General features: G+C 64.7%; 16 protein-coding genes. All 16 read right to left on the bottom strand.

Going from position 1 to position 14,052, the window contains the following annotated elements; all coding sequences use genetic code 11:
* Positions 1-197 precede the first annotated feature (197 nt).
* Positions 198-1,646: a DHA2 family efflux MFS transporter permease subunit gene (locus QRN51_RS12815; protein WP_284990230.1), complete on the bottom strand. Its 1,449-nt coding sequence runs from the start codon at positions 1,644-1,646 to the stop codon at positions 198-200.
* Positions 1,647-1,784: 138 nt separating this feature from the next.
* Entirely contained in the window at positions 1,785-2,687 is a 903-nt protein-coding gene (gene panC, locus QRN51_RS12810) for a pantoate--beta-alanine ligase (RefSeq protein ID WP_284990229.1), read from the bottom strand.
* Between the two features lie 2 nt (positions 2,688-2,689).
* Positions 2,690-3,640, bottom strand: a complete 951-nt coding sequence (locus QRN51_RS12805) for a Rossmann-like and DUF2520 domain-containing protein (protein ID WP_284990228.1) — start codon at positions 3,638-3,640, stop codon at positions 2,690-2,692.
* On the bottom strand, positions 3,633-5,126 hold the full coding sequence (locus QRN51_RS12800; RefSeq protein WP_284990227.1) for a PH domain-containing protein: 1,494 nt from the start codon (positions 5,124-5,126) through the stop codon (positions 3,633-3,635). Before QRN51_RS12800 ends, QRN51_RS12805 begins: the two co-directional genes overlap by 8 nt.
* On the bottom strand, positions 5,123-5,635 hold the full coding sequence (locus QRN51_RS12795) for a PH domain-containing protein (protein ID WP_284990226.1): 513 nt from the start codon (positions 5,633-5,635) through the stop codon (positions 5,123-5,125). The genes QRN51_RS12800 and QRN51_RS12795 overlap by 4 nt, the downstream gene beginning before the upstream one ends.
* Complete coding sequence (locus QRN51_RS12790) at positions 5,616-6,137, bottom strand: DUF3180 domain-containing protein (protein ID WP_059388929.1); 522 nt, start codon at positions 6,135-6,137, stop codon at positions 5,616-5,618. The genes QRN51_RS12795 and QRN51_RS12790 overlap by 20 nt, the downstream gene beginning before the upstream one ends.
* A gap of 3 nt (positions 6,138-6,140) precedes the next feature.
* Positions 6,141-6,680: a 2-amino-4-hydroxy-6-hydroxymethyldihydropteridine diphosphokinase gene (folK, locus tag QRN51_RS12785; protein ID WP_284990225.1), complete on the bottom strand. Its 540-nt coding sequence runs from the start codon at positions 6,678-6,680 to the stop codon at positions 6,141-6,143.
* Positions 6,677-7,036, bottom strand: coding sequence for a dihydroneopterin aldolase (gene folB, locus QRN51_RS12780; RefSeq protein ID WP_059388928.1), 360 nt, complete (start codon positions 7,034-7,036; stop codon positions 6,677-6,679). The genes folK and folB overlap by 4 nt, the downstream gene beginning before the upstream one ends.
* A gap of 29 nt (positions 7,037-7,065) precedes the next feature.
* Positions 7,066-7,971: a dihydropteroate synthase gene (folP, locus tag QRN51_RS12775; protein WP_284990224.1), complete on the bottom strand. Its 906-nt coding sequence runs from the start codon at positions 7,969-7,971 to the stop codon at positions 7,066-7,068.
* A gap of 8 nt (positions 7,972-7,979) precedes the next feature.
* Positions 7,980-8,648 carry a GTP cyclohydrolase I FolE gene (folE, locus tag QRN51_RS12770; protein ID WP_284990223.1) on the bottom strand — a complete coding sequence of 223 codons (669 nt, stop codon included), beginning with the start codon at positions 8,646-8,648 and terminating at the stop codon, positions 7,980-7,982.
* Positions 8,649-8,658: 10 nt separating this feature from the next.
* A complete protein-coding gene (gene ftsH / locus QRN51_RS12765) occupies positions 8,659-10,728 on the bottom strand; it encodes an ATP-dependent zinc metalloprotease FtsH (protein ID WP_284990222.1) in 2,070 nt (689 codons plus the stop codon).
* Positions 10,729-10,966: 238 nt separating this feature from the next.
* Positions 10,967-11,497: a hypothetical protein gene (locus QRN51_RS12760; RefSeq protein WP_284990221.1), complete on the bottom strand. Its 531-nt coding sequence runs from the start codon at positions 11,495-11,497 to the stop codon at positions 10,967-10,969.
* Entirely contained in the window at positions 11,497-12,198 is a 702-nt protein-coding gene (locus QRN51_RS12755) for a hypothetical protein (protein WP_284990220.1), read from the bottom strand. The genes QRN51_RS12760 and QRN51_RS12755 overlap by 1 nt, the downstream gene beginning before the upstream one ends.
* Positions 12,195-12,764, bottom strand: coding sequence for a signal peptidase I (locus QRN51_RS12750; RefSeq protein WP_059388927.1), 570 nt, complete (start codon positions 12,762-12,764; stop codon positions 12,195-12,197). The genes QRN51_RS12755 and QRN51_RS12750 overlap by 4 nt, the downstream gene beginning before the upstream one ends.
* Entirely contained in the window at positions 12,761-13,336 is a 576-nt protein-coding gene (locus tag QRN51_RS12745; protein WP_172465591.1) for a SipW-dependent-type signal peptide-containing protein, read from the bottom strand. Before QRN51_RS12745 ends, QRN51_RS12750 begins: the two co-directional genes overlap by 4 nt.
* A gap of 66 nt (positions 13,337-13,402) precedes the next feature.
* The gene (locus tag QRN51_RS12740; protein ID WP_059388925.1) at positions 13,403-13,987 is read right to left on the bottom strand and encodes a SipW-dependent-type signal peptide-containing protein; all 585 of its coding nucleotides are present in this window, start codon (positions 13,985-13,987) and stop codon (positions 13,403-13,405) included.
* Positions 13,988-14,052 lie beyond the last annotated feature (65 nt).

Below are 14,052 nucleotides of genomic sequence, written 5' to 3'. Positions count from 1 at the left end.
GCGGCGGCGACTCGATCTACTTTACACACCCCCAAGACCCCACGCAAATCACCCCCACAGCACCATCCTGCGCTTCAAAACCCGCTACAACACGGCAATTCCGCGCCCAGTGCCACCTGAGTGAAAGCCTTTAGGGCCGCCAGCCAAAAACATGCCGTGCGTCACAGACAACGCGCCGCACCAGCAAACAAAGCGGACTAGTGCGCGGCTGCGCCCTCGGTTTTGCGCATCATGGTGGACAGCACTACGGCAACCATCGCAATCAAAGTGGCCGTCAGGAATGCGGCCTGCATCCCGGCAACAAAGCCGGACGCAGCCGAGACCACCGCGAAGATCGAAACCAGGAGCGCAGTCCCCGCGGCACCCGCCACCTGCTGCAGTGTGCTCATGATGGCCGAGCCGTGCGAATAGAGGTGCGGCGGAAGCGGGTTGAGGCCAGTGGTGAACGCCGGCGTGAACAGCAAAGCCAACCCCAGGCTAAGCACTGCGTAAAGGACCACGACCCACCACAGGGGGCTGCTCGCGTTGAGCATTGAGAACTGCCACAGCGTGAGCACCAGCAGGATGGAACCCGTGACAGTCAGTGGAAGCGGGCCTATCCTGTCGAACAACCTGCCGACCACCGGACCGAGCAGGCCCATCGCCAAGCCGCCCGGAAGGAGCGCAAGGCCGGTCTCCATTGGCTGCAGGTGGAGAACGTTTTGCAGGTAGAGCGGTAGCAGGATCACTCCGCCGAACAGGGCCATCATGGCAACCACCATGAGCAGGACCGAGACCGTGAACATGCGGAAGTTGAATGCCCTGAGGTCCAGCAGGGGCGCGTCGGACTTCTGCAATTTGAGCTGGCGGAAGACGAACGCCACCATGCACAGGACGCCGATCACGAGTGCAGCGATCGGAACGGCGGTTGCTCCGGAGTGGCCGCCGATCTGGCTCAGTCCATAGACCAGCCCGCCGAAGGCAGGAACGGTCAGGACCACCGAGACGAAGTCCAACCTGACGTTGCCGCGTTCACCGACGTTGGTCAGGAACTTGGCGCCAATGCCCATCGCCAACAAGGCCACCGGCAGTACGAAGACGAACATGAATCGCCACGAGAAGTGGTCGAGGATGATCCCGGAAACCGTGGGGCCCAAGGCCGGCGCAACCGAGATGGCAATGGTCACGTTGCCCATCACGGCACCGCGTCGGGACAGAGGCACCAAGGTCAAGATGGTCGTCATCAGCAGCGGCAGCATAATTGCCGTGCCTCCCGCTTGGACGATGCGCGCCAACAAGAGCACTCCAAAACCCGGGGCCAGCGCCGCGAGCAGGGTACCGCCGCTGAACAGTCCGATGGCCAGAAGGAACGCAGCTCGAGTGGTGAGCCTCTGGAGGATGAAGCCGGTGGTGGGGATGACCACGGCCATGGTCAGCATGAATCCAGTGGAGAGCCACTGGACAGTAGGCGCGTCGACATTGAGGTCCGTCATGAGCCGCTGCAAGGCGACGTTCATGATGGTCTCGTTGAGGATCACTACGAAGGTGGCCACAAGGAGCGTGACGATGACGGTGACAGACTCGCGCGACATCCTGTCGCTGGCTTGCTGTGTCCCTGTTTCCGGCATGGGGTTGCCGTGCGCGTCGGATGTGACGTCGGTAGACATGAGGATCCCTCAGCTTTGGGTGCGATGGTTTCCGGCGCTCGTCACCGGTGAAGATTGCAACAGTCTAAGCCTCAACGGCATTCCCGTCAGCAGCTTAATCCAAACGTTTGCGTACTGGCATCCGGAAGTTAAGAGAGTTCAGGAACCCAGCGGCACGTTGTCGATCAAGCGCACGGGCCCGACCTTCGCCGCAATGAGTGCAAGCCCTTCGCCCCGGAAGGGAGTTTCCCTGCAGTTTTCGGCGAGCGGTTCCAGCGTGCGGGGATCGACGACGTCGAAATAGTCCAGCTTCACGAGGGGCTGCGATTCAACGAGCGCGACGGCGGAGTCCAGCTCGAGCGACTCGTTCGCCAGGGCGCGGGACTCGAGCAGGCGGAGGGCGCGGGACAGAACCAGCGCCGCTTCCCGCTCTTCATCGGAAAGGAAACGATTCCTGCTGGAAAGGGCCAGCCCGTCCGCGTCGCGCACAGTAGGTACGGCCACGATGTCCACCGGAAAGCTGAGATCTGCCACCATCCGCTTCACGAGCGCCAACTGCTGGGCATCCTTCTGGCCGAAGTACGCGCGGTACGCGGCAGCACCGCCGTCGGCTGCTGGACCGCCCGGCAGTCCGTAGTGCAACAGTTTGGCGACCACCGTTAGGGCGCCGTCGAAGTGGCCGGGGCGCGAGGCGCCCTCCCATTTCTCGCCCAACGGTCCCGAAGTCACCCGGACCAGCGGCTCCCCACCGGGGTAAACCTCTTCTACGGAAGGGGCGAAGACGAGATCCACGCCCTCGGCGTCCAGGAGGGCCATATCGGCATCAAGCGTGCGCGGGTAGCGTTCGAGGTCCGCGGCCTCGCCGAATTGCAGAGGGTTCACGAAGATGGAGGCCACCACTACGTCGTTCTGTTCGACGGCGGTGCGGGCCAGCGTCGCGTGACCCGTGTGCAGCGCTCCCATCGTCGGGACGAGGCCCTGCGAGCTCCCGCGCTTTTCCGCGAGCAACCGCGCGCTTTCTGCCCGCAATTCCGCTGCAGTGGTCACAAGTTTGATGGCCATTCTCAGTTTCCTTCCTGCGTCCCGGCAGCGTCGTTGCCTGGACGGTCTTCACCGTTGTCCGGCGTACCCGAGGTGTCCAAGGCGTTGTTGATGTCGCCAAGCTGGCCCTCTTTGAGCAGTCCGCGATTGACAGCCCGGCGGGCCGTGGCGCGGGCCATGGCCCGGTAGGCGACGAGGACATCGCCGCCGGCACCGCCGTCGTACTCCTTGAGGGCCTCCGCATGGGCGGCGACGGTTCCCACATCCCCGCGGGCCACGGGCCCGGTCAGTGCAGATTCGCCTGAGGCCAGGGCGTTCTCCAAGGTGGCGCGGAGCAAGGGGCCGAGCATGCGTTCCGGCGCGTCGACGCCGATATCCCGGAGCAATTGGGAGGACTGGGCCACAAGGGTGACCATATGGTTCGAGCTGTGCGCGAGGGCCGCGTGGTAAAGCGTGCGATCGGCCTCGGCAATGGCCACCGGTTCAGCGCCCATCTCCACCACGAGGGCTTGGGCGATGGGCAGCATCGCGGCGTCGGCAGTGACCCCGAACGTGCAGTCCATGAGCCGGGTGAGGTCCAGGCTCATGCCCGTGAACGTCATGGCCGGGTGGAGGGCGAGCGGAATGGCGCCTGCGGCGCGGACCGGTTTCAGTATTCCGACGCCGAAGCGGCCGGACGTGTGCGCCACGAGCTGTCCTGGCTGCCATGCGCCGAGCTTGGCCAGTCCTGACACGAGTTCGCCGAGCGCATCGTCCGGAACGGCAAGGAGCACCAACTCGGACCGCTCCACGATCTCCTGGATTTCGAGGATCGGGACCCCCGGCAGCAGCGACTCCGCCCGCTCCCGGCTCGCCTCCGACACTGCGGAAACCCCGACGACGGCGTGCTCGGCCCCGCGCAGGGCCGCACCCAGTACGGCACCCACCTTGCCGGCGCCAATGATTCCTACGCCGAGTCGTCCTGGCCTAGCCATGGTCGGGTTCCTCCTGGGTTGATGCACGCCGCATGGCAGGCGTGGCGGGCGGGGCCGGCATGGCGGCGGACGGAAGTTGCGCCAACCATTGCTCGGAACTCTGCAGTTTGCGGGCTTTCCGCGCCCGGGCCGCCTGTTGGTCGAACAAGCCGACTGCTTCCTCGGTGGCTGCCTGGATGAGGCGGGGCGCTACCGGTCCCGGAGTCGTATGCAACACGAGGTCGGCGACGCCGAAGAGCCGGGCCAACGGACCTTGGTGGAGGGCGATCGACTGCGTTCGTTGATGCGGGACCATCACCAACTTCCGCCACAAGCGACCGGAGCGCAGCAGCAGTGCCGTGTCCGTTGAAAGGAAGCCGTTGCGTCGCCAGCCCAACGGGGAAAGAATCCAGGCACGCTTGGGGGTAGTGACAAAGCCGGCGCCTGAATCCAGTCCGGTCAACCCGGCGGTGAACACCCGTTCAGGATCGGCGGTACCAGGATCGGGCAAGACGAGCGAGAGCATCATCATCACTTCAGGCTTCCGGCCGACCGGAAGCAACAGGGTCCGGTGCTCGCCTTCGCTGCGGTGGTGTTCACCGTAGCCGGCAACGTTCACGTGGATCCTGTACCAGCCGAGAATCCGCCACAGCGGCGGCTGCGTGACCTTGAGGGCCTGGATGCGGCCGGGAGGCACGGTTTGGGCCCGGGTGTCCAGGAGCCCGTAGCGCAGGCGGATGCCGTCCGGGGAAACTGCCGCCGTAAAGTTGTAGCCCGTGTTGAACGATCGCCAGTAGGCGGTTCCCAAGCCGAGGATTGCCGGAATCAAGTAGAGGATGAAGGCCCGGGACTCGGTCAGCACTGACACCAACACGGACGCGATGGCGCTGAGCACAATGAAGAGGCTCTGCTCGCTCAGGATCAGCGAACCGACAAGCCGTCCAGGCGGCACGTAGAGCACCACCTGCTCGGGGGCCTCGGGCACGTCGACCGTTTCGCTCCCGTCAGCAATGCCGGCGGCCCGGCCCAGGATCGTGGCACGGAGCTGTTTGGCCTGGGCGAGCCTGAGGTAAGAGAGCCGCACGGCCGAATGGCCGGCGTCGGCCACCTCGAACTTCAGCTCCGCGAGCCCGAAAATACGGGCAAGCAGGGGCTGCACGATGTCGATGGCCTGGACCCGGTCAAGCCGCGCCTGGCGCTGCTGCTTGAACAGGAAGCCGGTGTTGACCCTTACGTAGCCTTCGGCAAGCTGGTACCTGGTGAAGTACCAGCTGAGGACGAAAGAACCCAAAGCAAGTAACACCACGACGCCGCCCCCGGCCAGGAGCCAGAGCGTCCGTTCGTTGAAGTTGTCGCCTATGGTCCCGCGGCCTTGGAGGGCCCGTTCGAAGGTATCGCGGCCGAAGAAATAGACGATCGCCGCCAGTGCCACCCATCCCCGCACGAAGGGCGACGCCGGGTGGACGCGGTGCCAGTCGCCGTCGACGACGGTGTGTTCCTGGGTCACAGCCCGGCCAGCCTCGCTTCGCCGCGGGCCGAAAGCTGCTCGCGCAGCCGTGCGCCTTCAGCGGCGGGAAGTCCGGGAAGGTGGGCGTTGGTTCCGGCTGAAGCGGTGTGGAGTTTGAGGGTGCACAGCCCAAGGACCCGCTCGACAGGTCCAACCGCAACGTCGACGTATTGCATCCGGCCGTAGGGAACCACCATGGTCCGCTGGAAGAAGATGCCGCGGCGGATCAGCAGGTCGTCGTCACGTTCCGCATAGCCGATGGCCCTCACTTGCCTCGGAATCAACACAAGCCGCCACAGGCCAACCAGCAGAAAGGCCGCGGGAACGGAGACGGCGAGCCACAGCGGCGGCCACTTCCACCATCCCAGTTCCACGAAAAGCAAGGGCAAGCTGAACAGGCCGATCGTGATCACGTTGCCAATGGCCCACTCGACAACCCGCACGGTCACGTATTTCCGCGAAACGCGCAGCCACTGGATGCCAGGAGGATCAATCGCCGCGGTATGCATATTCGCCTTCGCCCTTGGCCTCGCCACGACGTGGATCCCTGACGCCGGGGCCGCCTTCCAGGTCTTCCGGAGGGATTCGGCAGAACCGCTCCACCACGAGGCCCACGATGGCCATGATGAGCCCGCCGCCGCCCATGATGAGCGCGAGCCACAAGATGCCTTGGTCGCTCCGGAAGCTCCAGAGCCGGAGTTGCTCAATCACGATTCCCACATGCCAGCCCAGCAGCACCGCGCCGGCATAGGCGCAGGCCTGGGCCAGGATCAGGGTTCGCGCCGCCAAGATGGGGTTGAGCATGGTCTTTTTCTTGCCGTTGCGCCACCGCAGGACGCGGATGCCCATGATCAAGGTCAGCACGGCGATGAAGCCCATGGTTATCAACGCGGAAGGAGGAAGAACCGGCGTCGCCATGCTGTAGCGCGTAGTGAGCACGGTGGTCAGCCAGCCGATGGCGGCAAGAACGACGGCGATGATCGCCAACAAGAGCGGTCGCATGGCCTTCATGGACTATTCCACCGCTCCCGCGGCAGCGACGCTGCCGGATCCATCGAAACCGTCGAAAGGCCGAAGCCCGGGAAAGTCCTCGGCTTTGGCGGCCAGCTCGGCGACGCTCTCACCGTTGAGCCGCGCAGCAGGGTCCAGGAGGGCCCACGGATAGAGCACGAAGGCCCGCTCCGCAGCCCGCGGATGCGGCAGGGTCAGTGTTTCGTCGTCGCTTCTGAACTCGCCATAGACGATGATGTCCACGTCCAAAGTGCGGGGGCCCCAGCGGACCTCGCGGACCCGGTGGTGCATTTGTTCGACGTCGTGGCAGTGTTGCAACAGTTCCAGCGGCGTAAGCGTGGTCTCAATGGCGATCACCATGTTGAGGAAATCCGGTTGCCCCACAGGCCCGCCCACGGCTTTGGTCTGTACCACCGGGGAGACTCCGAGCAGGCGGATTTCCGGGCGGTCAACGAGGTCGGCGACCGCGGTGGAGAGGGTGTCGTTCCGCTCACCCAGGTTGCTGCCCAAGGCCAGGATGGCTTTCGTGAAACGGGAGGTCATGCACGCTCCCTGTGGACACTGACGGTGACGTCACCGAAGGGTACCTCGATAGGGGCCTTGGGTTTGTGGACCGTGACATCGACGGCGGCAACGTTGAAGCCAGCCAGGATCCCCTCGGCGATCCGTACGGCGAGGGCCTCGATCAGGTTGAGGGGTTCGCCCGTAATGAGGGATGTGATGTACTCGGCCACTTCGCCGTAGTGCGCCGTGAACTGCAGGTCATCGGTTTCCGCTGCCTTGCTGAAATCGGTGTACAGCACCGCGTCGACGACGAACGGCTGTCCGTCCCGGCGCTCGAAGTCGAAGACGCCGTGATGCCCGACGGCGGTCACGCCGGTCAGTGTGATCCTGTCCAAACCGGTTCCTCCCCCTTTGTCCACGAAGCTTAGTGTCTGATGCGTGCGGCAACCTTGACGGCGTCAAGGCTGGGGCCGACGTCGTGGACGCGCACGGCCCAGGCGCCGTTCGCGGCACTGATAGCCGTGATGGCAGCGGTTGCATGATCGCGCTCCTCCGGTGCCGCCGCCTTGCCGGCCACCGTCAGGAGCGTCCCGAGGAAACGCTTGCGGGAAGCTCCAATCAGGACCTTGTGGCCAAGTTCATCCAGCTTGCCGATGTACTTGAGGAGTTGCCAGTTCTGGTCCTCGTCCTTGGAGAAGCCCAGGCCTGGATCCACAATGATTTGCTCCGGTGTGACGCCTGCCGCGTAGAGCTTGTCGCGGACGCCCTTGAGCTCTTCGATGACTTCCTCAACCACATTGCCGTAGTCGGCAAGGCTGTTCATGGTCTCGGCGTCGCCCCGGCGATGGGTCAGGACATAGGGCACTTTGGTGCGTGCAACGAGTTCGGCCATCTCAGGTTCGAGGCTCAGCCCTGAGACATCGTTGATGATCGCGGCTCCTGCCTCCACGGCCGCGGCGGCCGTCGACGCATGCGTCGTGTCGATGCTGACGAGCGCTCCCGCCTTCACGAGTGCCTGAATCACCGGCAAGACCCGGCGCTGTTCTTCTTCCGGGGAGACGGGCTCTGCGCCCGGGCGGGTCGATTCGCCGCCGACGTCGATGATGTCCGCTCCCGCGTACAACATGCGCAATGCGTGGGCGATGGCGGTGTCCGCCGTCGGGTGCTTTCCGCCGTCGCTGAATGAATCCGGCGTGACGTTCAGAATTCCCATGACGAGCGTGCGGTCGGCCGGCAGGTCCGCGAAGCGGGCAGCTGGCCGGGGTTTGCGGAGAATGGGCAGGGGGCTGGTAGCCGGGCCCGTTCCTGGTGCTGCTGCGAGGGAATCCATGGTCTTTGTTACCTTCCGAGTATGAGGCTCATGGCTTCGGCGCGGGTGGCCGGGTCATGAAGTTGCCCGCGCACTGCGCTGGTGACGGTCTTGGCGCCGGGCTTGCGGATGCCACGCATGGACATGCACATGTGTTCGCATTCGACGACGACGATCGCGCCCCTGGGCTTGAGGTGGGTCACGAGCGCTTCGACGATCTGGGTGGTCAGGCGTTCCTGCACTTGGGGGCGGCGGGCATAAATGTCGACGAGGCGGGCCAGCTTGCTCAGCCCCGTCACTTTGCCGTCGTGGGAAGGGATGTATCCAACGTGCGCGACGCCGTGGAACGGCACCAAATGGTGCTCGCACGTGGAATAGAACGGGATGTCCTTGACCAGCACGAGTTCCTCATGGTCGAGGTCGAACGTGGTGGACAGGACATGTTCGGGATCCTGGTGCAGGCCCGCGAACACCTCGGCGTAAGCCTTGGCTACGCGCTTCGGCGTATCCACCAGTCCGCCACGGTCCGGGTCCTCGCCCACCGCAATGAGGATCTCGCGGACGGCCGCCTCGATGCGGGGGCGGTCGACCTTATATGAGTGGTGGCCGTGGCCGTGGCCACCTGATTTTCCCCCGGAGGCGTCGCCAAAGTCGTCACTGGCGGCACCGCTGAAGTCGTCGTCGTCGATGTGAGTCACAGCAGAAAGCTTAGCCTTGATGCGAAACGTCGGTGCCCGCGTCAGGTCCTTGACCAGTGAATGACTCCTGGCTGCCGACTCCCTGCGGGTGCGGGGGCTGGGCGTCCAAAGGCTCTTCGAGACGAGCTGCCTTGGCTTGTTCCTGGGCTTCGCGCTCGGCCTTCTCCGCACGGGATTCCACCGGAGGGATGGTCTGGACCGGACGGGACTCCTTGGAGAGCCATACCTCGCGGAAATCACGCTTGCGGATGTCGCGGAAGATGTGGGCGATCTCGGCCTGGTTCAGCGTTTCGCGCTCAAGCAGCTCAAGGGCCAACTGGTCCAGGACGTCGCGGTTCTCGGTCAGGATGGCATAGGCCTCGTCGTGGGCCTGATCGATCAGGCGGCGCACTTCCTCGTCAACGATGTACGCCACCGAGTCCGAGTAGTTGCGTTCCTGTGCCATGTCCCGGCCGAGGAACGGCTCGCCGCCGCCGGCGCCAAGCTTCACGGCGCCGATGCGCTCGCTCATGCCGAACTGGGTGACCATCTTGCGCGCAGTTCCAGTGGCCTTTTCGATATCGTTCGAGGCGCCCGTGGAGGGGTCGTGGAAGACGATTTCCTCTGCAACGCGGCCACCCATGGCATAGGCCATCTGGTCGAGGAGTTCGTTGCGCGTGATCGAATATTTGTCGTCCTCGGGAACGACCATCGTGTAGCCGAGTGCGCGGCCTCGGGGCAGGATGGTGATCTTCGTGACAGGGGCTGAATTGCGCAATGCCGCTGCCACCAGGGCGTGGCCGCCCTCGTGGTAGGCGGTGATCTTCCGCTCCATTTCCTTCATGACGCGGCTGCGCTTCTGCGGGCCGGCCATGACGCGGTCGATTGCCTCGTCCAGGGCGCGGTCGTCAATCAGGTTGGCATTGGACCTGGCCGTCAGGAGTGCGGCCTCGTTGAGCACGTTGGCAAGGTCGGCACCCGTGTAGCCCGGGGTCTTCTTCGCGACGCCTTTGAGGTCGACGCCGTGGGCCATCGGCTTGCCCTTGGCGTGGACATTCAGGATCTGTTCACGACCAATCAGGTCCGGTGCCTCAACAGTGATCTGGCGATCGAAGCGGCCCGGACGGAGCAGGGCAGGGTCCAGGACGTCCGGACGGTTGGTTGCCGCGATCAGGATGACGTTGGTCTTGACGTCGAAGCCGTCCATTTCGACGAGGAGCTGGTTAAGGGTCTGCTCGCGCTCGTCGTTGCCGCCGCCGATACCGGCGCCACGGTGGCGTCCGACGGCGTCGATCTCGTCAACGAAAATGATGGCGGGCGCATTGGACTTGGCTTGCTCGAAAAGGTCCCGGACGCGCGAAGCACCGACGCCTACGAACATTTCGACGAAGTCCGAGCCCGAGATGGAGAAGAACGGGACGCCGGCCTCGCCTGCGACGGCGCGGGCCAGGAGGGTCTTGCCGGTGCCCGGAGGGCCGTACAACAGCACGCCCTTGGGGATCTTCGCGCCGACGGCCTGGAACTTCGCCGGTTCTGCGAGGAATTCCTTGATCTCCTGGAGCTCTTCGACGGCTTCGTCCGCACCGGCAACGTCAGAGAAGGTAACCTGCGGCATGTCCTTGTTGACCAGCTTGGCCTTCGACTTCCCGAACTGCATCACCTTGGAACCGCCGCCTTGCATGCGGGAGAGCAGGAACCAGAAAAGCACACCCAGCAGGAGGACGGGGATGAGGAGGGAGAACAGCCCGGAGAACCAGTTGTTCTCGACGGGCTGGTCCGTGAAGCCCCCGGATGGCTGGGCGTTGGTGACGGCCTTGACGACGTCCCCGGCTCGCGCGGTGACGTAGAAGAACTGGACGTTCTTGCCTTTGTCCTGGCCATCGATGACGAGGTTGTCTTTCAGCGTCAGGTCAACGCGGTTCTCGGCATCGTAGATTTTGGCCTGGTCCACCTTGCCGCTCTGCGAGAGGATCGCGAGGCCCTTGTCGGTGTCGATACGGGTGGATCCGCCGGGGGCAAGGGTTGCAAATGCCACCAGGAGCAAGCCGACTACGACAACAATCCAGATGCCCGGGCCCTTGAAGAAACTCTTAGCTTTCATCTGTTCGGGGGCTCCGCCCCGTCCCTCCTGGTAGTGCTGCACGGCGCAGCTTCTGCGCGCGTGTGGTGCTGCGTCAGTTTCTAGCTTTACACCGTTCGGAGTGATTCACGCACAGTGAGAGGCAAAAGTTCCCTCTAGGCGTACATGAACACGGAATTCCGGAAGTTCCCGGGGGAAATACACCGTTCTTTCAGGATCCCCGCGCAACGGGTCGAACGCAATCGTCGAACGGTTGCAACTACTGCACGGTACAGACCGGGTTGGCGCCCGCCAGTCCCATGGATGCGTTTGCCGTGGCCAAGGAGGAGACCCACCCCGAGCCGTCCTTCGTCTGCAGATAGACACCGTAGGAGCCCCCCAGCAAACCGCCGAGCACGCCCGACTTGAATTGCGTCGTGTACACGCCTCCGACAGGGCCCGTCGTGGAGAGGTTGGTTCCCAGCACCACGCCTGTCAGATTCGGGAGAAGTCCCCCGTTGGCTACGTAGTAGTTCACGTTGGCGGGCGCCGCATACGCGGTTCCCGCCGGGAATCGCCAGTTGACGGTGATCACGGGGCTGGTCCCGGCGACCCCGGGGCTGAGCGTACACGGGCCGATCATGACCGGCGGGGGAATCGTGAGCGCGTTCAATGTACCGGAGCCAACTTCGGAGGCGGACCAGCTCGCGTCCGTGGTCCCCGTTCCGCCCGGGACCACAAACAGTGCGGCCGCGACCCCGGCCACCGTGAGCAGCGATCGCAGGCGATGCGACTTCGAAGGTGTTGCCATCAGTCCCCACCCGGATCACGGGCGGGCGCGATTCCGTCGGCAGCCGCACGGGCGCCGGCGAGCTTGGACGCGAGAGCCCCGGCCAGGACAGTCCCAAGGCCCAGAAGGGCAAAGATGCCCAGGCGGAAGCCGGTATCCGCGAGAGCGGTGCCGGGAAAGTCGTGCGGCCCGGCTGGCTCGCCGGCGGCGTCCACCCTGGCCGTAATTCTGGTTGAAAGCCCCTGCACGCTGTTACCCGCCGACGGCGAAAGCGTCACCTCAAGCAGCAGTTCGACGCCGGCGGGAATTCCGCCGTCGGGATTTGCAAGACTGGTCGCACCACCCAAGGAGGAAAGCGTCGTCGTCGGGATGACGGTGTTTTCACCGGACCGGCAGACCTCCGCCGCCCAGGCGGTGGTGCAGCTGCGGACACCTACCGTGACGACTCGTGCCGACTCATCCGATGCGGCAAGCTCCATAAGTGGGCCGTCCGCAAGCAGCCGCATCCTCAAATCGTGCAGGGTCACGGCCCTGGCAGTCACCCCGATACTCCATCGGCTGGTAGATCCGGGCGCAAGGACGGCCGGCGGATTGCTCCCCCCGTGTGTCAGGATCAGGTCCGGCCCGTCTGTCGCCGCCGACGCCGGAGCGGAGCAGAGCAGACCCAGCGATACCAAGGCGACCGTCGCCGCGTAACGCCTGAGGCTCCCGTGTCCGATCATCGCCTCGCCTTGATTCGGGCCCGCGGGGCCCTCTCGGGGCGGGGCCACAGCGCCCAGGTCACCAACGCGGACACGGCAACCGTAGTGCCGCCAAGCACCCAGGGGCTCGATGCCCCCGCAACAACGTAGGCAATACCCGGCACCGAATAGAGCACCGTGCGGACTTTGGAGACGGTGTACGGTGCGGGATCCTCCACGGGATTGGCGTCGCCTTTGAGCGTGAGGACGGCCGTGGCGCCGTCGACCATCCGGGAGGATGTGACCCGGTGGGTGACGGGCAATTGTCCCGGCCGGTCCACGGTGACAACGTCCCCTGTCCGCACTTCCGACGCCGGGACCTCGCGGACTATGGCCAAGGATCCAGCAGGGATCCCGGGAGACATCGAGCCGGTCTTGAACATGATGAGCGTGATGTGGAAAAAGACGGCGGCCAACGTCAGGAGGATGCAGATGGCGCCGCCGATCGCCGCGAGGTTAAGCAACGTCTCGCGCACGACGTCGGCGAGGCGCCTGCGGTTGTCGGCCGTCCGTCGTCGGGACCCCACCGGCTCAAGCACCGTCCTCATGAGTCGGACGTTCCCTTGATTTCCCAGGTTGCCGTCACGCTGGCCCCCTGCAGGGAGTTGTCCGCGGAGGCAAGCATCGTGACCTCGAAGCACATCTGGGTGGGGCTCAGCGAGTTCGCAGCCACCGCTGTGGCGGCACCGGCCGTGGTGAGTGGCACCGTCGACGCCGAGGTCCCGACAAGGTAGCTCGCCCCGGCCGTGAACTGGCTCGAGTCGCACGATCCGGACGAGTACCTGACCACGCGATAGGCCAGGGCAGCGGCCAGGGCGGCGTTGTTGTTGCTGGCTCCTTGGAGCGTCAAGGTTCCGGAAAGCGACCCCGCAGTAGTCCGGATCCAGATGGGAGCGTAGTTGACGGTGCTTGGTGACATTCCTGCCGCACTGAATGCCATGGTGGCAGCGGATCCCGACGTGGGATGTGCCAGCCATGCACCTCCTGAGTTGACGGAGGATTCGATCTGGAACGAGCTGGCGGTGAATGTTCCTGCCGCGAACTCGGAATCGTTCCAGGCAGCGAGGGTCAGCGTGCATCCGGCACCGAGGACAAGGCCCCCGGCCAAGATGGCGCGCACACGGAGGAAGCGCTGGCGGCCCCGCTCAGGCCGACGAGTCGCCCTGCGTCCGGTCATCGCGGCTGGTCAGGAGGTGGATGCCGCAGCGAACTGCCACGTGGCCGTGCCGTTTTGCCCTTGGACCAAGCCGGCGGCCGCAGTCACTTTGAAGCAGAGGAAGACCGCGTCACCGGGATCGCTCGCGGGGCTGCCGGGGCTGAGGGTAAACGTGACTCCGCTCAGCGCTCCATTGAGAGCGGTACCCGCCTGCACCAATTCGGTTCCCGTGGTGCTGCTGGAGCATCCGAAGGACGTGGGCTGGACAAGTTCATAACTCAGGTTCGCAACCGACCCGGTGGCGGTGGCTGTATTCACCGTGACAGTGGAGCCTGTAGTGGTGTTGGCCGCCAGCCGCACCGCGAAGGGCGCGTAGACGGTGTCCCCCGGCGCCAGATTGGTCGGGTTGAGGGTGAATGGCAAGGTGGCGCCAGGGGAGGCAGCGTGGTCCGTGTACGACGCGCCGTCTGTGCTTCCTTGAAGATTGAAAGTGCCCGCCGTGAATGTTCCGGTGGCGAACTCGGAATCGTTCCACGCGGCCAACACAACCGCCGCGCCGACCCCCAGGACCAATCCGCCGGCCAAAAGCGCCCGCATCTTTCCGCGCTTTGACATTGAAACTGAACTCGTACTCAAAATGCCCCCCACAGGTCAAGTCAAACGACTAATGAGCTGAACGC

The sequence above is a fragment of the Arthrobacter sp. efr-133-TYG-120 genome (assembly GCF_030209785.1).
GTDB lineage: Bacteria > Actinomycetota > Actinomycetes > Actinomycetales > Micrococcaceae > Arthrobacter.
The sequence above is the reverse complement of the archived record's forward strand: the minus strand, read 5'-3'. Positions and strand labels throughout refer to the sequence as shown.

What these genes read in the sequence shown, in the direction of transcription:
- QRN51_RS12815 (WP_284990230.1), bottom strand. Translation starts at nt 1,646, where the DNA reads ATGTCTACCGACGTCACATCCGACGCGCACGGCAACCCCATGCCGGAA.
- panC (WP_284990229.1), bottom strand. Translation starts at nt 2,687, where the DNA reads ATGGCCATCAAACTTGTGACCACTGCAGCGGAATTGCGGGCAGAAAGC.
- QRN51_RS12805 (WP_284990228.1), bottom strand. Translation starts at nt 3,640, where the DNA reads ATGGCTAGGCCAGGACGACTCGGCGTAGGAATCATTGGCGCCGGCAAG.
- QRN51_RS12795 (WP_284990226.1), bottom strand. Translation starts at nt 5,635, where the DNA reads ATGCATACCGCGGCGATTGATCCTCCTGGCATCCAGTGGCTGCGCGTT.
- QRN51_RS12790 (WP_059388929.1), bottom strand. Translation starts at nt 6,137, where the DNA reads ATGAAGGCCATGCGACCGCTCTTGTTGGCGATCATCGCCGTCGTTCTT.
- folK (WP_284990225.1), bottom strand. Translation starts at nt 6,680, where the DNA reads ATGACCTCCCGTTTCACGAAAGCCATCCTGGCCTTGGGCAGCAACCTG.
- folP (WP_284990224.1), bottom strand. Translation starts at nt 7,971, where the DNA reads ATGGATTCCCTCGCAGCAGCACCAGGAACGGGCCCGGCTACCAGCCCC.
- ftsH (WP_284990222.1), bottom strand. Translation starts at nt 10,728, where the DNA reads ATGAAAGCTAAGAGTTTCTTCAAGGGCCCGGGCATCTGGATTGTTGTC.
- QRN51_RS12760 (WP_284990221.1), bottom strand. Translation starts at nt 11,497, where the DNA reads ATGGCAACACCTTCGAAGTCGCATCGCCTGCGATCGCTGCTCACGGTG.
- QRN51_RS12755 (WP_284990220.1), bottom strand. Translation starts at nt 12,198, where the DNA reads ATGATCGGACACGGGAGCCTCAGGCGTTACGCGGCGACGGTCGCCTTG.
- QRN51_RS12750 (WP_059388927.1), bottom strand. Translation starts at nt 12,764, where the DNA reads ATGAGGACGGTGCTTGAGCCGGTGGGGTCCCGACGACGGACGGCCGAC.
- QRN51_RS12740 (WP_059388925.1), bottom strand. Translation starts at nt 13,987, where the DNA reads ATGTCAAAGCGCGGAAAGATGCGGGCGCTTTTGGCCGGCGGATTGGTC.